Below are 15,706 nucleotides of genomic sequence, written 5' to 3'. Positions count from 1 at the left end.
TTATTCTCCAGTCTTGCCGTCTTCGGGCTTGCCGGCGCCACGGCGCGGTGCGCCACGACGAGCACCCGGAGCGCCGCCTTCGCCGTCACGGCGCGGACGACGGTCGCCCGGACGCGCATTGCGACGCGGACGCTTGTCTTCGGCTACTTCTTCCACCACCGGTGCGTCGTTGCGGCCGAGCGTATCGCCCTTGTAGACCCACACCTTGACGCCGATGATCCCGTAAGTCGTCTTCGCTTCCGAGGTCGCGTAGTCGATATCGGCACGCAGCGTATGAAGCGGCACGCGACCTTCGCGATACCACTCCGTACGAGCGATTTCGATACCGTTCAGACGGCCCGCGCTCATGATCTTGATGCCTTGAGCACCCAGACGCATCGCGTTCTGCATCGCACGCTTCATCGCGCGACGGAACATGATCCGGCGCTCGAGCTGTTGCGTGATCGAGTCAGCGATCAGCTGAGCATCGGTTTCCGGCTTGCGGATTTCTTCGATGTTGACGTGAACCGGCACGCCCATGCGGCGTTGCAGTTCCGTCTTCAGCTGTTCGATATCCTCGCCCTTCTTGCCGATGACCACACCCGGACGCGAGCTGTAAATCGTGATGCGCGCGTTCTTCGCCGGACGCTCGATGACGACCCGACCGACCGAAGCGTTCTTCAGCTTCTTCTTCAGGTATTCACGAACACCGATGTCTTCCTGCAGCATCGCCGCGAAATTGTTGTTGTTCGCGTACCAACGCGAAGCCCAATTGCGGCTGACAGCCAGGCGGAAGCCAGTCGGATGAATTTTCTGTCCCATCGTATGGCTCCTTAATTCCCGACCGTCACAGTGATGTGACAGGATTGCTTCTCGATGCGGTTACCGCGGCCCTTGGCGCGCGCGGTGAAACGCTTGAGCGATGCAGCCTTGTCGACGTAGATGCTCTTGATCTTGAGCTCGTCGATATCGGCGCCTTCGTTGTGCTCCGCATTCGCGATTGCCGACAGCACAACCTTCTTCACGATGCCAGCCGCTTTCTTCGGCGAGAACGTCAGAACGTTCAGCGCCTTGTCGACCGGCAAACCGCGGATCTGGTCAGCCACAAGGCGCGTTTTTTGCGCCGAGATGCGGGCACCGCGATGAATTGCTTTCACTTCCATCTTGATTGCCCCTTATTTCTTGGCCTTCTTGTCGGCTGCGTGACCCTTGAACGTACGGGTCAGTGCGAACTCGCCAAGCTTGTGGCCGACCATGTTTTCCGAGATGTACACCGGAACGTGTTGACGGCCGTTGTGAACAGCGATCGTCAGGCCGATGAAATCCGGCAGAATCGTCGAGCGACGCGACCAGGTCTTGATCGGCTTTTTGTCGCGCGAAGCTGCAGCCGCCTCAACTTTCTTCAGCAAATGGGCGTCGCAGAACGGACCTTTTTTAACAGAACGTGCCATTGCCTACTCCTTAACGCTTGTGACGGCGCTGGACGATCATCGTCGTCGTGCGCTTGTTGCTACGGGTGCGATAACCCTTAGCCGGCGTACCCCACGGGCTCACCGGATCGCGACCTGCAGCCGTCTTGCCCTCACCACCACCGTGCGGGTGATCAACCGGGTTCATCGCAACGCCACGCACCGTCGGGCGGATACCGCGCCAGCGGTTCGCGCCAGCCTTGCCGATCTGGCGCAGGCTATGCTCTTCGTTACCGACTTCACCGATCGTTGCACGGCACTCGATGTGCACGCGGCGGATTTCGCCCGAACGCAGACGAACCTGCGCGTAGACGCCTTCACGTGCCAGCAGCATGGCCGACGTGCCAGCCGAACGCGCCATTTGCGCGCCCTTGCCCGGCAGCATCTCGATGCAGTGGATCGTCGTACCGACCGGAATGTTGCGGATCGGCAGCGTGTTGCCTGCACGGATCGGCGCTTCCGAACCCGACATCAGCTGTTGGCCGACGGTCAGGCCCTTCGGGGCGATGATGTAGCGACGCTCGCCGTCTGCGTAGAGCACCAGCGCGATGTTCGCGCTACGGTTCGGGTCGTACTCGAGACGTTCGACCTTTGCCGGGATGCCGTCCTTCGTGCGACGGAAATCGACGATACGGTAGTGCTGCTTGTGACCACCACCCTTGTGACGCGTGGTGATACGACCGTTGTTGTTACGGCCGGCGGTCGAGCTCTGCGAGTCGAGCAGTGCCGCGAACGGCTTGCCCTGGTGCAGGTTCTTGTTGACCACCTTGACCATCGCGCGGCGACCCGGCGATGTCGGCTTAACTTTAACGATTGCCATGATTACTTGGCCTCCGCTTCAAAGTTGATTTCCTGGCCGGGCTTCAGGCAAACGTACGCCTTCTTCACGTCCTTGCGGCGGCCCATCGAACGGCCAAAGCGCTTTTGCTTGCCCTTCTGAACCAGCACGTTGACGGAATCAACTTCAACCTTGAACAGCAGCTCAACGGCCGCCTTCACTTCCTGCTTCGTGGCATCCGGTGCGACTTCGAACACGACTTGCTCGTTCTTGTCGGCAACCAGCGTCGCCTTTTCCGAGATCACCGGTGCGAGCAGGACCTGCATCAAACGATGATCGTTCTTGCGAATCTCGCTCATGACAGCAACTCCTCGATCTGGGCGACCGCAGCCTTCGTGACCAGCACTTTCTTGAAGTAGATCAGCGACAGCGGGTCAGCGTAGCGCGGCTCGACAATTGCCACGTGCGGCAGGTTGCGCGATGCCAGGTACAGGTTTTCGTCAACCGTGTCGGTGATGATCAGCACGGAGTCGAGACCCATGGTCTTGAATTTTTCGGCCAGCAGCTTGGTCTTCGGCGCTTCGAGGATGATGTCCTCGACGACCGACAGACGGCCTTCACGGGCCAGCTGCGAGAAGATCGAGCAGAGACCTGCGCGATGCATCTTCTTGTTGACCTTGTGCGAGAAGTTTTCTTCCGGCGAATTCGGGAAGATACGACCACCGCCACGCCACAACGGGCTCGACGACATACCGGCACGAGCGCGGCCCGTACCCTTCTGGCGCCACGGCTTCTTCGTCGTGTGCTTGACTTGCTCGCGGTCCTTCTGTGCGCGGTTACCCTGGCGAGCATTCGCCTGGTAAGCGACGACGACCTGGTGGATCAGCGCTTCGTTGTAGTCACGACCGAACACGACGTCCGATGCGTTGACCACTGCACCTTCCTGACCATTTTCGTTCAGGAGCTTGAGTTCCATTATTTCGCCCCCTTGGTCTTGACGGCCGGCGTCACGAAGACTTTGCCGCCCTTCGCGCCCGGAATCGCACCCTTCACGAGCAGCAGCTTGCGCTCTGCGTCGATACGAGCGATTTCGAGGTTCTGCACCGTCACCGTCACGTCACCCATGTGACCCGTCATGCGTTTACCCGGGAAAACACGACCCGGATCCTGCGCCATACCGATCGAGCCCGGCACGTTGTGCGAGCGCGAGTTACCGTGCGTGGCACGGCCGGAGGAGAAGTTGTAACGCTTGATCGTACCGGCGTAGCCCTTACCGATCGACACGCCTTGCACGTCGACCTTCTGGCCCACTTCGAAAAGATCAGCACCGACCACGGCGCCATTCGACAGCTCAGCTGCCTTGGCCGCGTCAATGCGGAATTCCTTGAGGATTTCACCGGCTTCGACACCGGCTTTGGCGAGATGACCTGCCAGCGGCTTCGTCACGCGCGATGCACGACGGGAGCCGAATGCAACCTGCACGGCCGTGTAGCCGTCGGTTTCAACAGTCTTGATCTGCGTCACGCGGTTGTCCGACACGTCCAGCACGGTGACGGGAATCGAATCCCCTTCAGCCGTGAAGATACGGGTCATGCCAACCTTGCGACCTACGAGTCCAAGGCTCATCATTTTCTCCATTCCCGACTGCGATTGGTCGGGGCTGATTTACAAAATGCCGGGCACGCAAGGCCCAACTTTTTTACGCGAATACGCGAAAAGCCAAGCATTATAGCCCGACCTCACGTTTTCTGCAAGCAATCAAAGACTTAGCGCCGCCCGGCAAGCCGATCGGCGCTGGAAGCCTTACTGCAGCTTGATTTCCACGTCGACGCCAGCCGGCAGGTCGAGCTTCATCAGCGCGTCAACGGTCTTGTCCGTCGGGTCGACGATGTCCATCAGGCGCTGGTGGGTGCGGATTTCGAGCTGATCGCGCGACGTCTTGTTGACGTGCGGCGAACGCAGGATGTCAAAACGCTGAATGCGCGTCGGCAGCGGCACCGGGCCACGGACGATTGCGCCAGTCCGCTTCGCGGTATCGACGATTTCGGCAGCCGATTGATCGATCAGACGATAGTCGAAAGCCTTCAGGCGAATGCGGATTTTCTGTTGCTGCATGACAATTCCTTGAAAAGAGCGAGGCGATCTTGCATCGCCGGACACTAAAAGAACGTGAAACATGACGCCTGCGGGGAGCGAGACATCACGTTCCTGACGGTACTTCCACTGCTAAGCCCGCGATTCTACACGAAATTCTGACATGGTGGTGCGAGTTTCTCGGGCCACACAACGCGCCGCCGAAAAACAAAACCGGGTGCCAGCGCAAGGTGGACACCCGGTTCAGACGGTACAACTGCGTACCGCGGAATCGCGGACCGCGTCGGGATCCGCGGATCGTCGATGTTACTCGATGATCTTGGCGACGACGCCGGCGCCGACCGTACGGCCGCCTTCGCGGATTGCGAAGCGCAGACCTTCTTCCATCGCGATCGGAGCGATCAGCTTCACCGTGATCGACACGTTGTCGCCCGGCATCACCATTTCCTTGTCCTTCGGCAGCTCGATCGAGCCCGTCACGTCCGTCGTACGGAAGTAGAACTGCGGACGGTAGTTGTTGAAGAACGGCGTGTGACGGCCGCCTTCGTCCTTGCTCAGCACGTACACTTCAGCCGTGAAGTGCGTGTGCGGCGTGATCGAACCCGGCTTCGCCAGAACCTGGCCACGCTCCACGTCTTCACGCTTCGTGCCGCGCAGCAGGATACCCACGTTGTCGCCTGCCTGACCTTGGTCCAGCAGCTTGCGGAACATTTCAACGCCCGTGCAGGTCGTCTTCACCGTCGGCTTGATACCGACGATTTCGATTTCTTCGCCGACCTTCACGATGCCGCGCTCGACACGACCCGTCACAACCGTACCACGGCCCGAGATCGAGAACACGTCTTCCACCGGCATCAGGAACGCGCCGTCAACTGCACGCTCCGGCGTCGGGATGTACGTGTCCAGCGCGTCGGCCAGGCTCATGATCGCCACTTCGCCCAGCTCGCCCGTGTCGCCTTCCAGCGCCAGCTTCGCCGAACCCTTCACGATCGGCGTGTCGTCGCCCGGGAAGTCGTACTTCGACAGGAGTTCGCGAACTTCCATCTCGACCAGCTCGAGCAGTTCAGCGTCGTCCACCATGTCGCACTTGTTCAGGAACACGATGATGTACGGAACGCCAACCTGACGGGCCAGCAGGATGTGCTCACGCGTCTGCGGCATCGGGCCGTCAGCTGCCGAGCAAACCAGGATCGCGCCGTCCATCTGCGCTGCGCCCGTGATCATGTTCTTCACATAGTCAGCGTGGCCCGGGCAGTCGACGTGTGCGTAGTGGCGGTTAGCCGTTTCGTACTCGACGTGTGCCGTGTTGATCGTGATGCCGCGCGCCTTTTCTTCCGGTGCCGCGTCGATCTGGTCGTACGCCTTCGCTTCGCCGCCGAACTTCTTCGTCAGAACCGTCGTGATCGCTGCCGTCAGCGTCGTCTTGCCGTGGTCAACGTGACCAATCGTACCAACGTTCACGTGCGGCTTGGTCCGCTCGAATTTACCTTTTGCCATGATTCTCTTCTTTCAAAAATAGTCGATTGTGATAACGAATTACTTCGTCTTCGCGCTGATGATCGCTTCTGCAACGTTCTTCGGAGCTTCAGCGTAGTGCTTGAACTCCATCGTGTACGTTGCGCGACCCTGCGTCAGCGAACGCAGCGACGTCGAGTAGCCGAACATTTCCGACAGCGGCACTTCGGCGCGCACGATCTTGCCGCCGCCCACCATGTCGTCCATGCCCTGGATAATGCCGCGACGACCCGACAGGTCGCCCATGACGTTACCCATGAAGTCTTCCGGCGTTTCCACTTCCACGGCCATCATCGGCTCGAGCAGAACCGGATCGGCACGGCGCATCGCTTCCTTGAACGCCATCGAACCAGCCATGCGGAACGCATTTTCGTTCGAGTCAACGTCGTGGTACGAACCGAACGTCAGCGTGACCTTCACGTCGACGACCGGGAAGCCTGCCAGCACGCCGCTCTTCAGCGTTTCCTGGATACCCTTGTCAACCGACGGGATGTATTCGCGCGGAATCACGCCGCCCTTGATCGCGTCGATGAACTCGTAGCCCTTGCCCAGTTCGCTGCGCTCGAGCGTAATGACCGCATGGCCATACTGACCACGGCCACCCGACTGCTTGACGAACTTGCCTTCGACGTCCGCGGCCGACTTGCGAATGGTTTCGCGGTACGCAACCTGCGGCTTGCCGACGGTCGCTTCCACGCCGAATTCACGCTTCATCCGGTCAACCAGAATTTCGAGGTGGAGCTCGCCCATACCCGAAATGATCGTTTGACCCGATTCTTCGTCGGTCTGCACGCGGAACGACGGATCTTCCTGAGCCAGACGGTTGAGCGCCAGGCCCATCTTTTCCTGGTCAGCCTTCGTCTTCGGCTCGACGGCCTGCGAAATCACCGGCTCCGGGAAAATCATGCGTTCGAGCACGATCGGGTGAGCCGGATCGCACAGCGTGTCGCCCGTGGTCGCTTCCTTCAGGCCGACCGCAGCCGCGATGTCGCCAGCGCGAACTTCCTTGATTTCTTCACGCTGGTTCGCGTGCATCTGCAGAATACGGCCGAGACGTTCCTTCTTGTCCTTGGTCGCATTGAGCAGCGTGTCGCCCGAATTGACGACGCCCGAGTAGACGCGGAAGAAGATCAGCTGGCCGACGAACGGGTCGGTCATGATCTTGAATGCCAGTGCCGCAAACTTCTCGTCGTCGGCAGCGCGGCGCTCCGTCTTCTCGCCATTTTCGAGTTCACCCGTAACCGGCGGAATATCGACCGGCGACGGCAGGAAATCGATCACGGCGTCGAGCATGCGCTGCACGCCCTTGTTCTTGAACGCAGTGCCGCACAGCATCGGCTGGATTTCGCACGCGATCGTACGGTCGCGCAGACCCTTCACGATCTCGGCTTCCGACAGCTCGCCTGCTTCCAGGTACTTGTTCATCAGGTCTTCGTTCGACTCTGCAGCCGCCTCGACCATCTTTTCACGCCATTCGTTGCACGTGTCGACGAGTTCCGCCGGGATGTCGACGTAGTCGAACTTGGTACCTTGCGACGCTTCGTCCCAAATGATCGCCTTCATCTTGATCAGATCGACGACGCCCTTGAAGCCTTCTTCCGCACCGATCGGCACCACGACCGGAACCGGGTTCGCCTTCAGGCGCAGACGGAGCTGGTCGTAGACCTTGAAGAAGTTCGCGCCGGTACGGTCCATCTTGTTGACGAACGCGAGACGCGGCACCTTGTACTTGTTCGCCTGGCGCCACACCGTTTCCGACTGCGGCTGCACGCCGCCCACTGCGCAGTACACCATGCACGCGCCGTCGAGCACGCGCATCGAGCGCTCGACTTCAATCGTGAAGTCGACGTGGCCCGGGGTGTCGATGATGTTGATGCGGTGTTCCGGATAGTTGCCGCCCATGCCCTTCCAGAAGGCCGTGGTAGCAGCGGACGTGATCGTGATGCCACGCTCCTGTTCCTGCTCCATCCAGTCCATCGTGGCTGCGCCGTCGTGGACTTCACCGATCTTGTGGTTCACACCGGTGTAAAACAGAATGCGCTCGGTCGTCGTCGTTTTGCCGGCGTCGATGTGAGCGCTAATACCGATATTGCGGTAGCGCTCGATAGGAGTCTTGCGAGCCACTTTGATCCTCTACTGGGATGACGTGATGCAGCCCAGCTGCATCACGCTTCAACACAAACGGGCGAGGCGCCTGAAAAGCGCACCCGCCCGGAATTTATTTCCGCTAACAGCCCAGCCAGGCGCTTAGAAACGGAAATGCGAGAACGCGCGGTTGGCTTCTGCCATGCGGTGAACTTCGTCGCGCTTCTTCATCGCGCCGCCACGGCCTTCGGCCGCTTCGGAGAGTTCACCTGCCAGGCGCAGGGCCATCGACTTCTCGCTACGCTTCTTCGCAGCCTCACGCAGCCAGCGCATCGCCAATGCCATACGACGCGACGGGCGCACTTCGACCGGAACTTGATAGTTGGCACCACCAACGCGACGGCTCTTCACTTCGACCACCGGCTTCACGTTGTTGAGCGCAACCGTGAACACTTCCAGCGGGTCCTTGCCACCCTTGGTCTGGATTTGTTCGAATGCGCCATAAACGATGCGCTCTGCGACCGACTTCTTGCCGGACAGCATCAGCATGTTCATGAACTTGGCAACATCAACGTTACCGAACTTCGGATCCGGCAACACTTCCCGCTTGGGGACTTCGCGACGACGCGGCATGATTCTTCCTTTACTTGTTCAGTTGGAGCTGGTTCCAGCTCCGCGGCCACCAACAAACCCGATCACATCTTCACGACTAACCAGCTTGGCCGGGTGACCACTTACTCGACAGCACCGGCAATCCGGCACTCCCGCCTTGACCGCCCTGCGGCGATCCCTGATCAAAAACTGCTTACTTGGCAGCCTTTGCACGCTTCGCGCCGTACTTCGAGCGCGCTTGCTTACGGTCCTTGACGCCCTGGGTATCCAGCGAGCCGCGAACCATGTGGTAACGCACACCCGGCAAGTCCTTCACACGGCCGCCGCGGATCAGCACAACCGAGTGTTCCTGCAGGTTGTGGCCTTCACCGCCGATGTACGAAATCACTTCGAAGCCGTTCGTCAGACGAACCTTGGCGACCTTACGGAGTGCCGAGTTCGGCTTCTTCGGCGTCGTCGTGTACACACGGGTGCACACGCCGCGACGCTGGGGGCAGTCCTGCAGGGCCGGGCTCTTGCTCTTCGTCGTTTCCGACTGACGGCCTTTGCGAACCAGTTGGTTGATGGTTGGCATTGTTTATTCCTGAAATTGAACAAAATCTGCGCATCGATTTCGGGCAAAGCGAGAATCGGCGCACAGTTGACTTCCGAACCGGCGAATCGGGTGCGAGCTTTCGAACGCGACACGGCCCGCCGAATACCGGAACCCAGCATCATATTCCGGAAATGCCAACTAAGTCAACGGCTTGCGTGATTTCCCAGTCGACTGCGCGGTTTACAGGAAGGGTCGGAACGTCTGTGTCAGGCCGATTCGACGACGTCGATGATTTCGTCGCCGAAGCGTTCGAGCTTGCGTACGCCCATGCCGGGGATGTGGCGCAGGTCGTCGATCGACTCCGGCGCGTTGCGCGCGATTTCCGCGAGCGTCGCGTCGTGGAAGATCACGTAGGCCGGCACGCCGTCGGTCTTGGCGGTTTCCGCGCGCCATGCGCGCAGCGCATCCCAGCGCGCGCGCTCGCGCGTGCCCATGCCGGCCGTCGGGTCGACGCGCGTGCCGCTGCGGCTCGACGACTGACGCGTGCGCTGCGGCTTCACGTAGCGGCGCAGCGTGACCTTCTCCTCGTTCTTCAGCACGGGCTTCGCGGCCTCGGTCAGCACGAGCGCGCCGAAGCCGCCATGATCGACGGCCAGGTAGCCGTACGCGACGAGCTGCCGGAAAATCGCGCGCCATTCGGGCTCGGACAGCGACGCGCCGATCCCGAACGTCGTGAGCTGGTCGTGGCCGCGCTGCAACACCTTCTCGGTGCGCCCGCCGCGCAGGATCTCGATCAGGTGGCTCGAGCCGAAATTGAAGCCGCTCGCGCGCTGCGCGCGGAACACGCACGACAGCGCCATCTGCGCCTCGCGCGTCGCGTCCCACGAATCAGGCGGCTCGAGGCACGTATCGCAGTTGCCGCACGGGCGGCTCTCTTCGCCGAAGTAGTTCAGCAGCCGCACGCGGCGGCACGAGATCGTCTCGCACAGCCCGAGCAGCGCGTCGAGCTTCGAGGTCTGCACGCGCTTGTGCGCGTCGTCCGCATCGGACTCGTCGATCATCTTGCGCTGCTGGACGACGTCGCCGAGGCCGTACGCCATCCACGCATTCGCGGGCATCCCGTCGCGGCCCGCACGGCCGGTTTCCTGGTAGTAGCCTTCGACGCTCTTCGGCAAATCGAGGTGCGCGACGAAGCGCACGTCGGGCTTGTCGATGCCCATGCCGAACGCGATCGTCGCGCACATCACGATGCCCTCTTCGCGCTGGAACATCTCCTGGTGCTTCTGCCGCACCTCGAACTCCATCCCCGCGTGATACGGCAGCGCGCGCACGCCCTGCGCCTTCAGCCACTCGGCGGTTTCCTCGACCTTGCGGCGCGACAGGCAGTAGACGACGCCTGCGTCGGTCGTGCCGTCGGCATTCGTATGTTCGGCGCGGATGAAGTCGAGCAGCTGCGAGCGCGCGTTGTCCTTCTCGACGATCCGGTAGCGGATGTTCGGGCGGTCGAAGCTCGACACGAACACGCGTGCGTCGTCGAGCGCGAGACGGTGGATGATCTCGTCGCGCGTGATCGCATCGGCCGTGGCCGTCAGCGCGATGCGCGGCACCGCCGGGAAGCGCTCGTGCAGCACCGACAGCTGAATGTATTCCGGACGGAAATCGTGCCCCCATTGCGACACGCAGTGCGCTTCGTCGATCGCGAACAGGCCGATCTTCGCGCGCTCGAGCAGGTCGAGGAAACGCCCCGTCATCAGGCGCTCCGGCGCGACGTACAGCAGGTCGATTTCGCCTTCGCGCAGCGCGCGCTCGGTTGCCGCGGCCTCGGCGCCCGACAGCGTCGAATTCAGGTAGGCCGCACGCACGCCGACTTCACGCAGCGCGGCGACCTGGTCCTGCATCAGCGCAATCAGCGGCGACACGACGATGCCGGCGCCCTGCCCGGCCTCGCGGCGCAGCAGCGCGGGGATCTGGTAACACAGCGACTTGCCGCCGCCCGTCGGCATCAGCACGAGGCAATCGCCGCCGCCGGCGACGTGTTCGACAATCTCGCCCTGCTGGCCGCGAAAAGCGGAATAACCAAAGACTTCGTCGAGAATTTCGAGGGCGCGGGACATGAATGAGGACAGGGACGGCTAAACGATGACCGCGATTTTAACAACCCGCTCGCGCGGCGCGTGGCCAATCGTGCATTGTTGGCCGTTCGGCCAGGGTTCGTTCGCGTGCATCACGGGCCTGCCGCGGCCGCTCCGCAAGCGATCGCGGGGCATGCGCCGGTGCGGTGCAGGCACGTCATGCACGTGAACGACGGATAAAAAAAACCGCCCGGCAGGACCGGGCGGTTTCGGTGACAGCGATGTCGGCAACGCCAGGCGGCTTGCGCCGCCTGCCGTTACTCGGCTGCCGGGTGTTGTTGCGGCTCTTCTGCCGGCGCGCTCGGCGTGCCGAAGTCGAATGCCTCTTCCGCTGCGATCTGGTCGAAACGCTCGCGATCCGACGATTCCTTCGCCTTGCGTGCCTTGTGGAACGCGAGACCCGTACCGGCCGGAATCAGACGGCCGACGATCACGTTTTCCTTCAGGCCACGCAGATCGTCGCGCTTGCCCATGATCGCCGCTTCGGTCAGCACGCGGGTCGTTTCCTGGAACGATGCCGCGGAGATGAACGAGTCGGTCGACAGCGATGCCTTCGTGATACCGAGCAGCACGTTGTCGTACGAAGCCGGACGCTTGCCCTCGGCGATCATGCGATCGTTCTCGTCCAGCATGTCGGAACGCTCGACCTGTTCGCCCGGGATGAAGCGCGTATCACCGTTGTCGGTGATCTGCACACGACGCAGCATCTGGCGAACGATCACCTCGATGTGCTTGTCGTTGATCTTCACGCCCTGCAGACGATACACGTCCTGCACTTCGTCGACGATGTAGCGCGACAGCGCCTCGATACCCTGCAGACGCAGGATGTCGTGCGGATCGGCCGGACCGTCCACGATCATTTCGCCCTTGTTGACGACCTGTGCATCGTGAACCAGAACCTGCTTTTCCTTCGCGATCAGGAACTCGTGCTGGTTGCCCTCGAGGTCCGTGATGACGAGACGCTGCTTGCCCTTCGTGTCCTTACCGAACGACGTCGTACCGGTGACTTCCGCGAGAATGCCGGCATCCTTCGGCGAACGCGCTTCGAACAGTTCCGCCACCCGCGGCAGACCGCCGGTAATGTCACGCGTCTTCTGCGCTTCGGTCGGGATACGTGCGAGCACTTCACCGACCTGCACCTGCTGGCCATCCTTCACGGTGATCAGTGCGCCGACCTGGAAGCCGATCTGCACTGCGTGCTCCGTGCCCGGAATCTTCACTTCTTCGCCGTTCGCGTCGAGCAGCTTCACCTGCGGGCGCACGCTCTTCGAAGCCTGCGAACCGCGACGCTTCACGTCGATCACGACCAGCGTCGACAGGCCGGTCACGTCGTCGATCTGCTTCGCGACGGTCACGCCTTCCTCGACGTTCTCGAACTTCACCGTACCACCGTACTCGGTGATGATCGGACGCGTCAGCGGATCCCACGTGGCGAGCTGCGTGCCTGCCTTGATCGTCACGCCGTCGAGCTGCAGCAGCGTCGCGCCGTACGGCACTTTGTGACGCTCGCGCTCGCGACCGAAGTCGTCGGTGATCATCGCTTCGCCCGAACGGGAAATGACGATCTGCTCGCCCTTCGCGTTCGTGACGTAGCGCATCGTCGCCGTGAAGCGCACGATACCGTTGCTCTTCGCTTCGACCGACGAAGCCACCGCCGCACGCGATGCCGCACCACCGATGTGGAACGTACGCATCGTCAGCTGCGTGCCCGGTTCACCGATCGACTGTGCCGCGATCACGCCGACTGCTTCGCCGACGTTCACCAGCGAGCCGCGGCCGAGGTCACGGCCGTAGCAGGCCGCGCACAGGCCGTAACGCGTTTCGCAGGTCAGCGGCGTGCGCACGCGCACTTCGTCGATGCCGAGGCGTTCGATTTCCTCGACCGCCGTTTCGTCGAGCAGCATGCCCGATTCGTACACCGTTTCCTGCGTTTCCGGGTTCACGACGTCCGCGACCGCGACGCGGCCGAGGATACGGTCGCGCAGCGCTTCGACGACTTCACCGCCTTCGACCAACGCCTTCATCGCGACGCCGTTCGACGTGCCGCAATCGTCTTCCACCACGACCAGATCCTGCGTGACGTCGACGAGACGACGCGTCAGGTAACCCGAGTTCGCGGTCTTCAGTGCCGTATCAGCCAGACCCTTACGTGCACCGTGGGTCGAGATGAAGTACTGCAACACGTTCAGACCTTCGCGGAAGTTCGCGGTAATCGGCGTCTCGATAATCGAGCCGTCCGGCTTCGCCATCAGGCCTCGCATACCGGCCAGCTGACGAATCTGAACCGCCGAACCCCGGGCGCCCGAGTCGGCCATCATGTAGATCGAGTTGAACGATTCCTGGCGCGTTTCCTTGCCGTCGCGGTCCGTCACCGGCTCCGTCGACAGCTGCTCCATCATCGCCTTGCCGACCGCTTCCGACGTTGCCGACCAGATGTCGACCACGTTGTTGTAGCGTTCCTGCGCGGTGACGAGACCCGACATGTACTGGCGGTCGTACTCCTTCACCTTCTTCGCGGCGTCGCCGACGATCGTTTCCTTCTGCGGCGGCACGAGCATGTCGTCCACGCAGATCGAAATGCCGGCACGCGTCGCGAGACGGAAACCCGACTGCATCAGCTGATCGGCGAACACCACCGTCGCGCGCAGACCGCACTTGCGGAACGCCGTGTTGATCAGGCGCGAGATTTCCTTCTTCTTCAGCGGCTTGTTCAGCACCGAGAACGGCAGGCCGTGCGGCAGGATCTCCGACAGGATCGCGCGGCCGACGGTCGTCGCGTACAGCGAGATCTTCGGCACGAATTCCGGCGCGCCTTCCGACGTGTCCTCGTTGCGGACCATTTCGGTGATCCGCACGTTGACGCGCGAGGCCAGCTCGACTTCCTTGTTCTCGTACGCGCGGATCGCTTCCGACACGCCCGTGAACGACAGGCCTTCGCCCTTGCCGTTGACGGCTTCGCGGGTCGCATAGTACAGACCCAGCACGATATCCTGCGACGGCACGATCGACGGATCGCCGTTGGCCGGGAACAGCACGTTGTTCGACGCCAGCATCAGCGTACGCGCTTCCATCTGCGCTTCGAGCGACAGCGGCACGTGAACGGCCATCTGGTCACCGTCGAAGTCGGCGTTGAACGCCGCGCAAACGAGCGGGTGCAGCTGAATTGCCTTGCCTTCGATCAGGACCGGCTCGAACGCCTGGATACCGAGACGGTGCAGCGTCGGCGCACGGTTCAGCATCACCGGGTGCTCGCGGATCACCTCTTCGAGGATGTCCCACACCACCGGCGTCTGGTTCTCGACTTCCTTCTTCGCAGCCTTGATGGTCGTCGCGACGCCCATCACTTCCAGCTTGTTGAAGATGAACGGCTTGAACAGCTCGAGCGCCATCAGCTTCGGCAGACCGCACTGGTGCAGCTTCAGCGTCGGGCCGACCACGATGACCGAACGGCCCGAGTAGTCGACGCGCTTGCCCAGCAGGTTCTGACGGAAACGACCGCCCTTACCCTTGATCATGTCGGCGAGCGACTTCAGCGGACGCTTGTTCGCGCCCGTCATCGCCTTGCCGCGACGACCGTTGTCGAGCAGCGAGTCGACGGCTTCCTGCAGCATCCGCTTTTCGTTGCGGACGATGATTTCAGGCGCCTTCAGCTCGAGCAGACGCTTCAACCGGTTGTTACGGTTGATCACGCGGCGATACAGGTCGTTCAGGTCCGACGTCGCGAAACGGCCGCCGTCCAGCGGCACCAGCGGACGCAGTTCCGGCGGCAGCACCGGCAGCACTTCGAGGATCATCCACTCGGGCTTGATGCCCGAACGCTGGAATGCCTCGAGGACCTTCAGGCGCTTCGCGTACTTCTTGATCTTCGCTTCCGAGCCGGTGTTCTTCAGCTCGGTGCGCAGCGTCTCGACCTGCTCGTCGATGTTGATCGCGCGCAGCAGTTCACGCACGCCTTCCGCGCCCATCTCGGCACGGAATTCGTCGCCGTATTCCTCGACCTTGTTGTAGTAATCCTCTTCGGTCATGATCTGCCGCGCCTTCAGCGGCGTCATGCCCGGTTCGATCACCACATACGCTTCGAAGTACAGCACGCGTTCGATGTCGCGCAGCGTCATGTCGAGCACCATGCCCAGACGCGACGGCAGCGACTTCAGGAACCAGATGTGCGCGACCGGCGAGGCCAGCTCAATGTGGCCCATCCGTTCGCGACGCACCTTCGCCAGCGTCACTTCGACGCCGCACTTCTCGCAGATCACGCCGCGGTGCTTCAGACGCTTGTACTTGCCGCACAGGCACTCGTAGTCCTTGATCGGCCCGAAGATCTTCGCGCAGAAGAGACCATCGCGTTCCGGCTTGAACGTACGGTAGTTGATGGTCTCCGGCTTCTTCACTTCGCCGAACGACCACGAACGGATCTTGTCCGGCGAGGCCAGACCGATCTTGATCGCGTCGAAAACTTCTTCCTGTTGGACTTGCTTGAATAGATCGAGCAGAGCTTTCATTGCTT

General features: G+C 61.7%; 14 protein-coding genes. All 14 read right to left on the bottom strand.

What is annotated here, in order from left to right; translation table 11 throughout:
* Nucleotides 1-801: a 30S ribosomal protein S3 gene (gene rpsC / locus BLA15945_RS31925; RefSeq protein ID WP_006482899.1), complete on the bottom strand. Its 801-nt coding sequence runs from the start codon at nucleotides 799-801 to the stop codon at nucleotides 1-3.
* 11 nt (nucleotides 802-812) lie between these two features.
* Nucleotides 813-1,142, bottom strand: a complete 330-nt coding sequence (gene rplV / locus BLA15945_RS31920; RefSeq protein WP_004199272.1) for a 50S ribosomal protein L22 — start codon at nucleotides 1,140-1,142, stop codon at nucleotides 813-815.
* A 12-nt stretch (nucleotides 1,143-1,154) separates the two neighbouring features.
* Nucleotides 1,155-1,430: a 30S ribosomal protein S19 gene (rpsS, locus tag BLA15945_RS31915; RefSeq protein WP_004199273.1), complete on the bottom strand. Its 276-nt coding sequence runs from the start codon at nucleotides 1,428-1,430 to the stop codon at nucleotides 1,155-1,157.
* Nucleotides 1,431-1,440: 10 nt separating this feature from the next.
* Nucleotides 1,441-2,268, bottom strand: a complete 828-nt coding sequence (rplB, locus tag BLA15945_RS31910; protein ID WP_006482900.1) for a 50S ribosomal protein L2 — start codon at nucleotides 2,266-2,268, stop codon at nucleotides 1,441-1,443.
* Between the two features lie 2 nt (nucleotides 2,269-2,270).
* A complete protein-coding gene (rplW, locus tag BLA15945_RS31905; protein ID WP_004199275.1) occupies nucleotides 2,271-2,585 on the bottom strand; it encodes a 50S ribosomal protein L23 in 315 nt (104 codons plus the stop codon).
* On the bottom strand, nucleotides 2,582-3,202 hold the full coding sequence (gene rplD, locus BLA15945_RS31900; RefSeq protein WP_011350675.1) for a 50S ribosomal protein L4: 621 nt from the start codon (nucleotides 3,200-3,202) through the stop codon (nucleotides 2,582-2,584). The genes rplW and rplD overlap by 4 nt, the downstream gene beginning before the upstream one ends.
* Nucleotides 3,202-3,852: a 50S ribosomal protein L3 gene (gene rplC / locus BLA15945_RS31895; RefSeq protein ID WP_006482922.1), complete on the bottom strand. Its 651-nt coding sequence runs from the start codon at nucleotides 3,850-3,852 to the stop codon at nucleotides 3,202-3,204. The genes rplD and rplC overlap by 1 nt, the downstream gene beginning before the upstream one ends.
* 177 nt (nucleotides 3,853-4,029) lie before the next feature.
* A complete protein-coding gene (gene rpsJ / locus BLA15945_RS31890; RefSeq protein WP_004199280.1) occupies nucleotides 4,030-4,341 on the bottom strand; it encodes a 30S ribosomal protein S10 in 312 nt (103 codons plus the stop codon).
* 285 nt (nucleotides 4,342-4,626) lie between these two features.
* Nucleotides 4,627-5,817 (bottom strand): elongation factor Tu, encoded by a 1,191-nt coding sequence (tuf, locus tag BLA15945_RS31885; RefSeq protein ID WP_011350666.1) that lies wholly within the window; start codon nucleotides 5,815-5,817, stop codon nucleotides 4,627-4,629.
* Nucleotides 5,818-5,856: 39 nt separating this feature from the next.
* Nucleotides 5,857-7,959: an elongation factor G gene (gene fusA / locus BLA15945_RS31880; protein WP_059232616.1), complete on the bottom strand. Its 2,103-nt coding sequence runs from the start codon at nucleotides 7,957-7,959 to the stop codon at nucleotides 5,857-5,859.
* Between the two features lie 123 nt (nucleotides 7,960-8,082).
* Nucleotides 8,083-8,553, bottom strand: coding sequence for a 30S ribosomal protein S7 (gene rpsG / locus BLA15945_RS31875; RefSeq protein WP_006477195.1), 471 nt, complete (start codon nucleotides 8,551-8,553; stop codon nucleotides 8,083-8,085).
* A 172-nt stretch (nucleotides 8,554-8,725) separates the two neighbouring features.
* Nucleotides 8,726-9,106, bottom strand: a complete 381-nt coding sequence (gene rpsL, locus BLA15945_RS31870; RefSeq protein ID WP_006400662.1) for a 30S ribosomal protein S12 — start codon at nucleotides 9,104-9,106, stop codon at nucleotides 8,726-8,728.
* Between the two features lie 227 nt (nucleotides 9,107-9,333).
* The gene (recQ, locus tag BLA15945_RS31865) at nucleotides 9,334-11,181 is read right to left on the bottom strand and encodes a DNA helicase RecQ (protein WP_059232617.1); all 1,848 of its coding nucleotides are present in this window, start codon (nucleotides 11,179-11,181) and stop codon (nucleotides 9,334-9,336) included.
* A 275-nt stretch (nucleotides 11,182-11,456) separates the two neighbouring features.
* Nucleotides 11,457-15,701 carry a DNA-directed RNA polymerase subunit beta' gene (rpoC, locus tag BLA15945_RS31860; RefSeq protein ID WP_059232618.1) on the bottom strand — a complete coding sequence of 1,415 codons (4,245 nt, stop codon included), beginning with the start codon at nucleotides 15,699-15,701 and terminating at the stop codon, nucleotides 11,457-11,459.
* Nucleotides 15,702-15,706: the final 5 nt, after the last annotated feature.

The organism is Burkholderia arboris (assembly GCF_902499125.1).
GTDB classification, from domain to species: domain Bacteria; phylum Pseudomonadota; class Gammaproteobacteria; order Burkholderiales; family Burkholderiaceae; genus Burkholderia; species Burkholderia arboris.
Note: the sequence above shows the minus strand (reverse complement) of the source record. Positions and strands in the feature narration are given on the sequence as shown.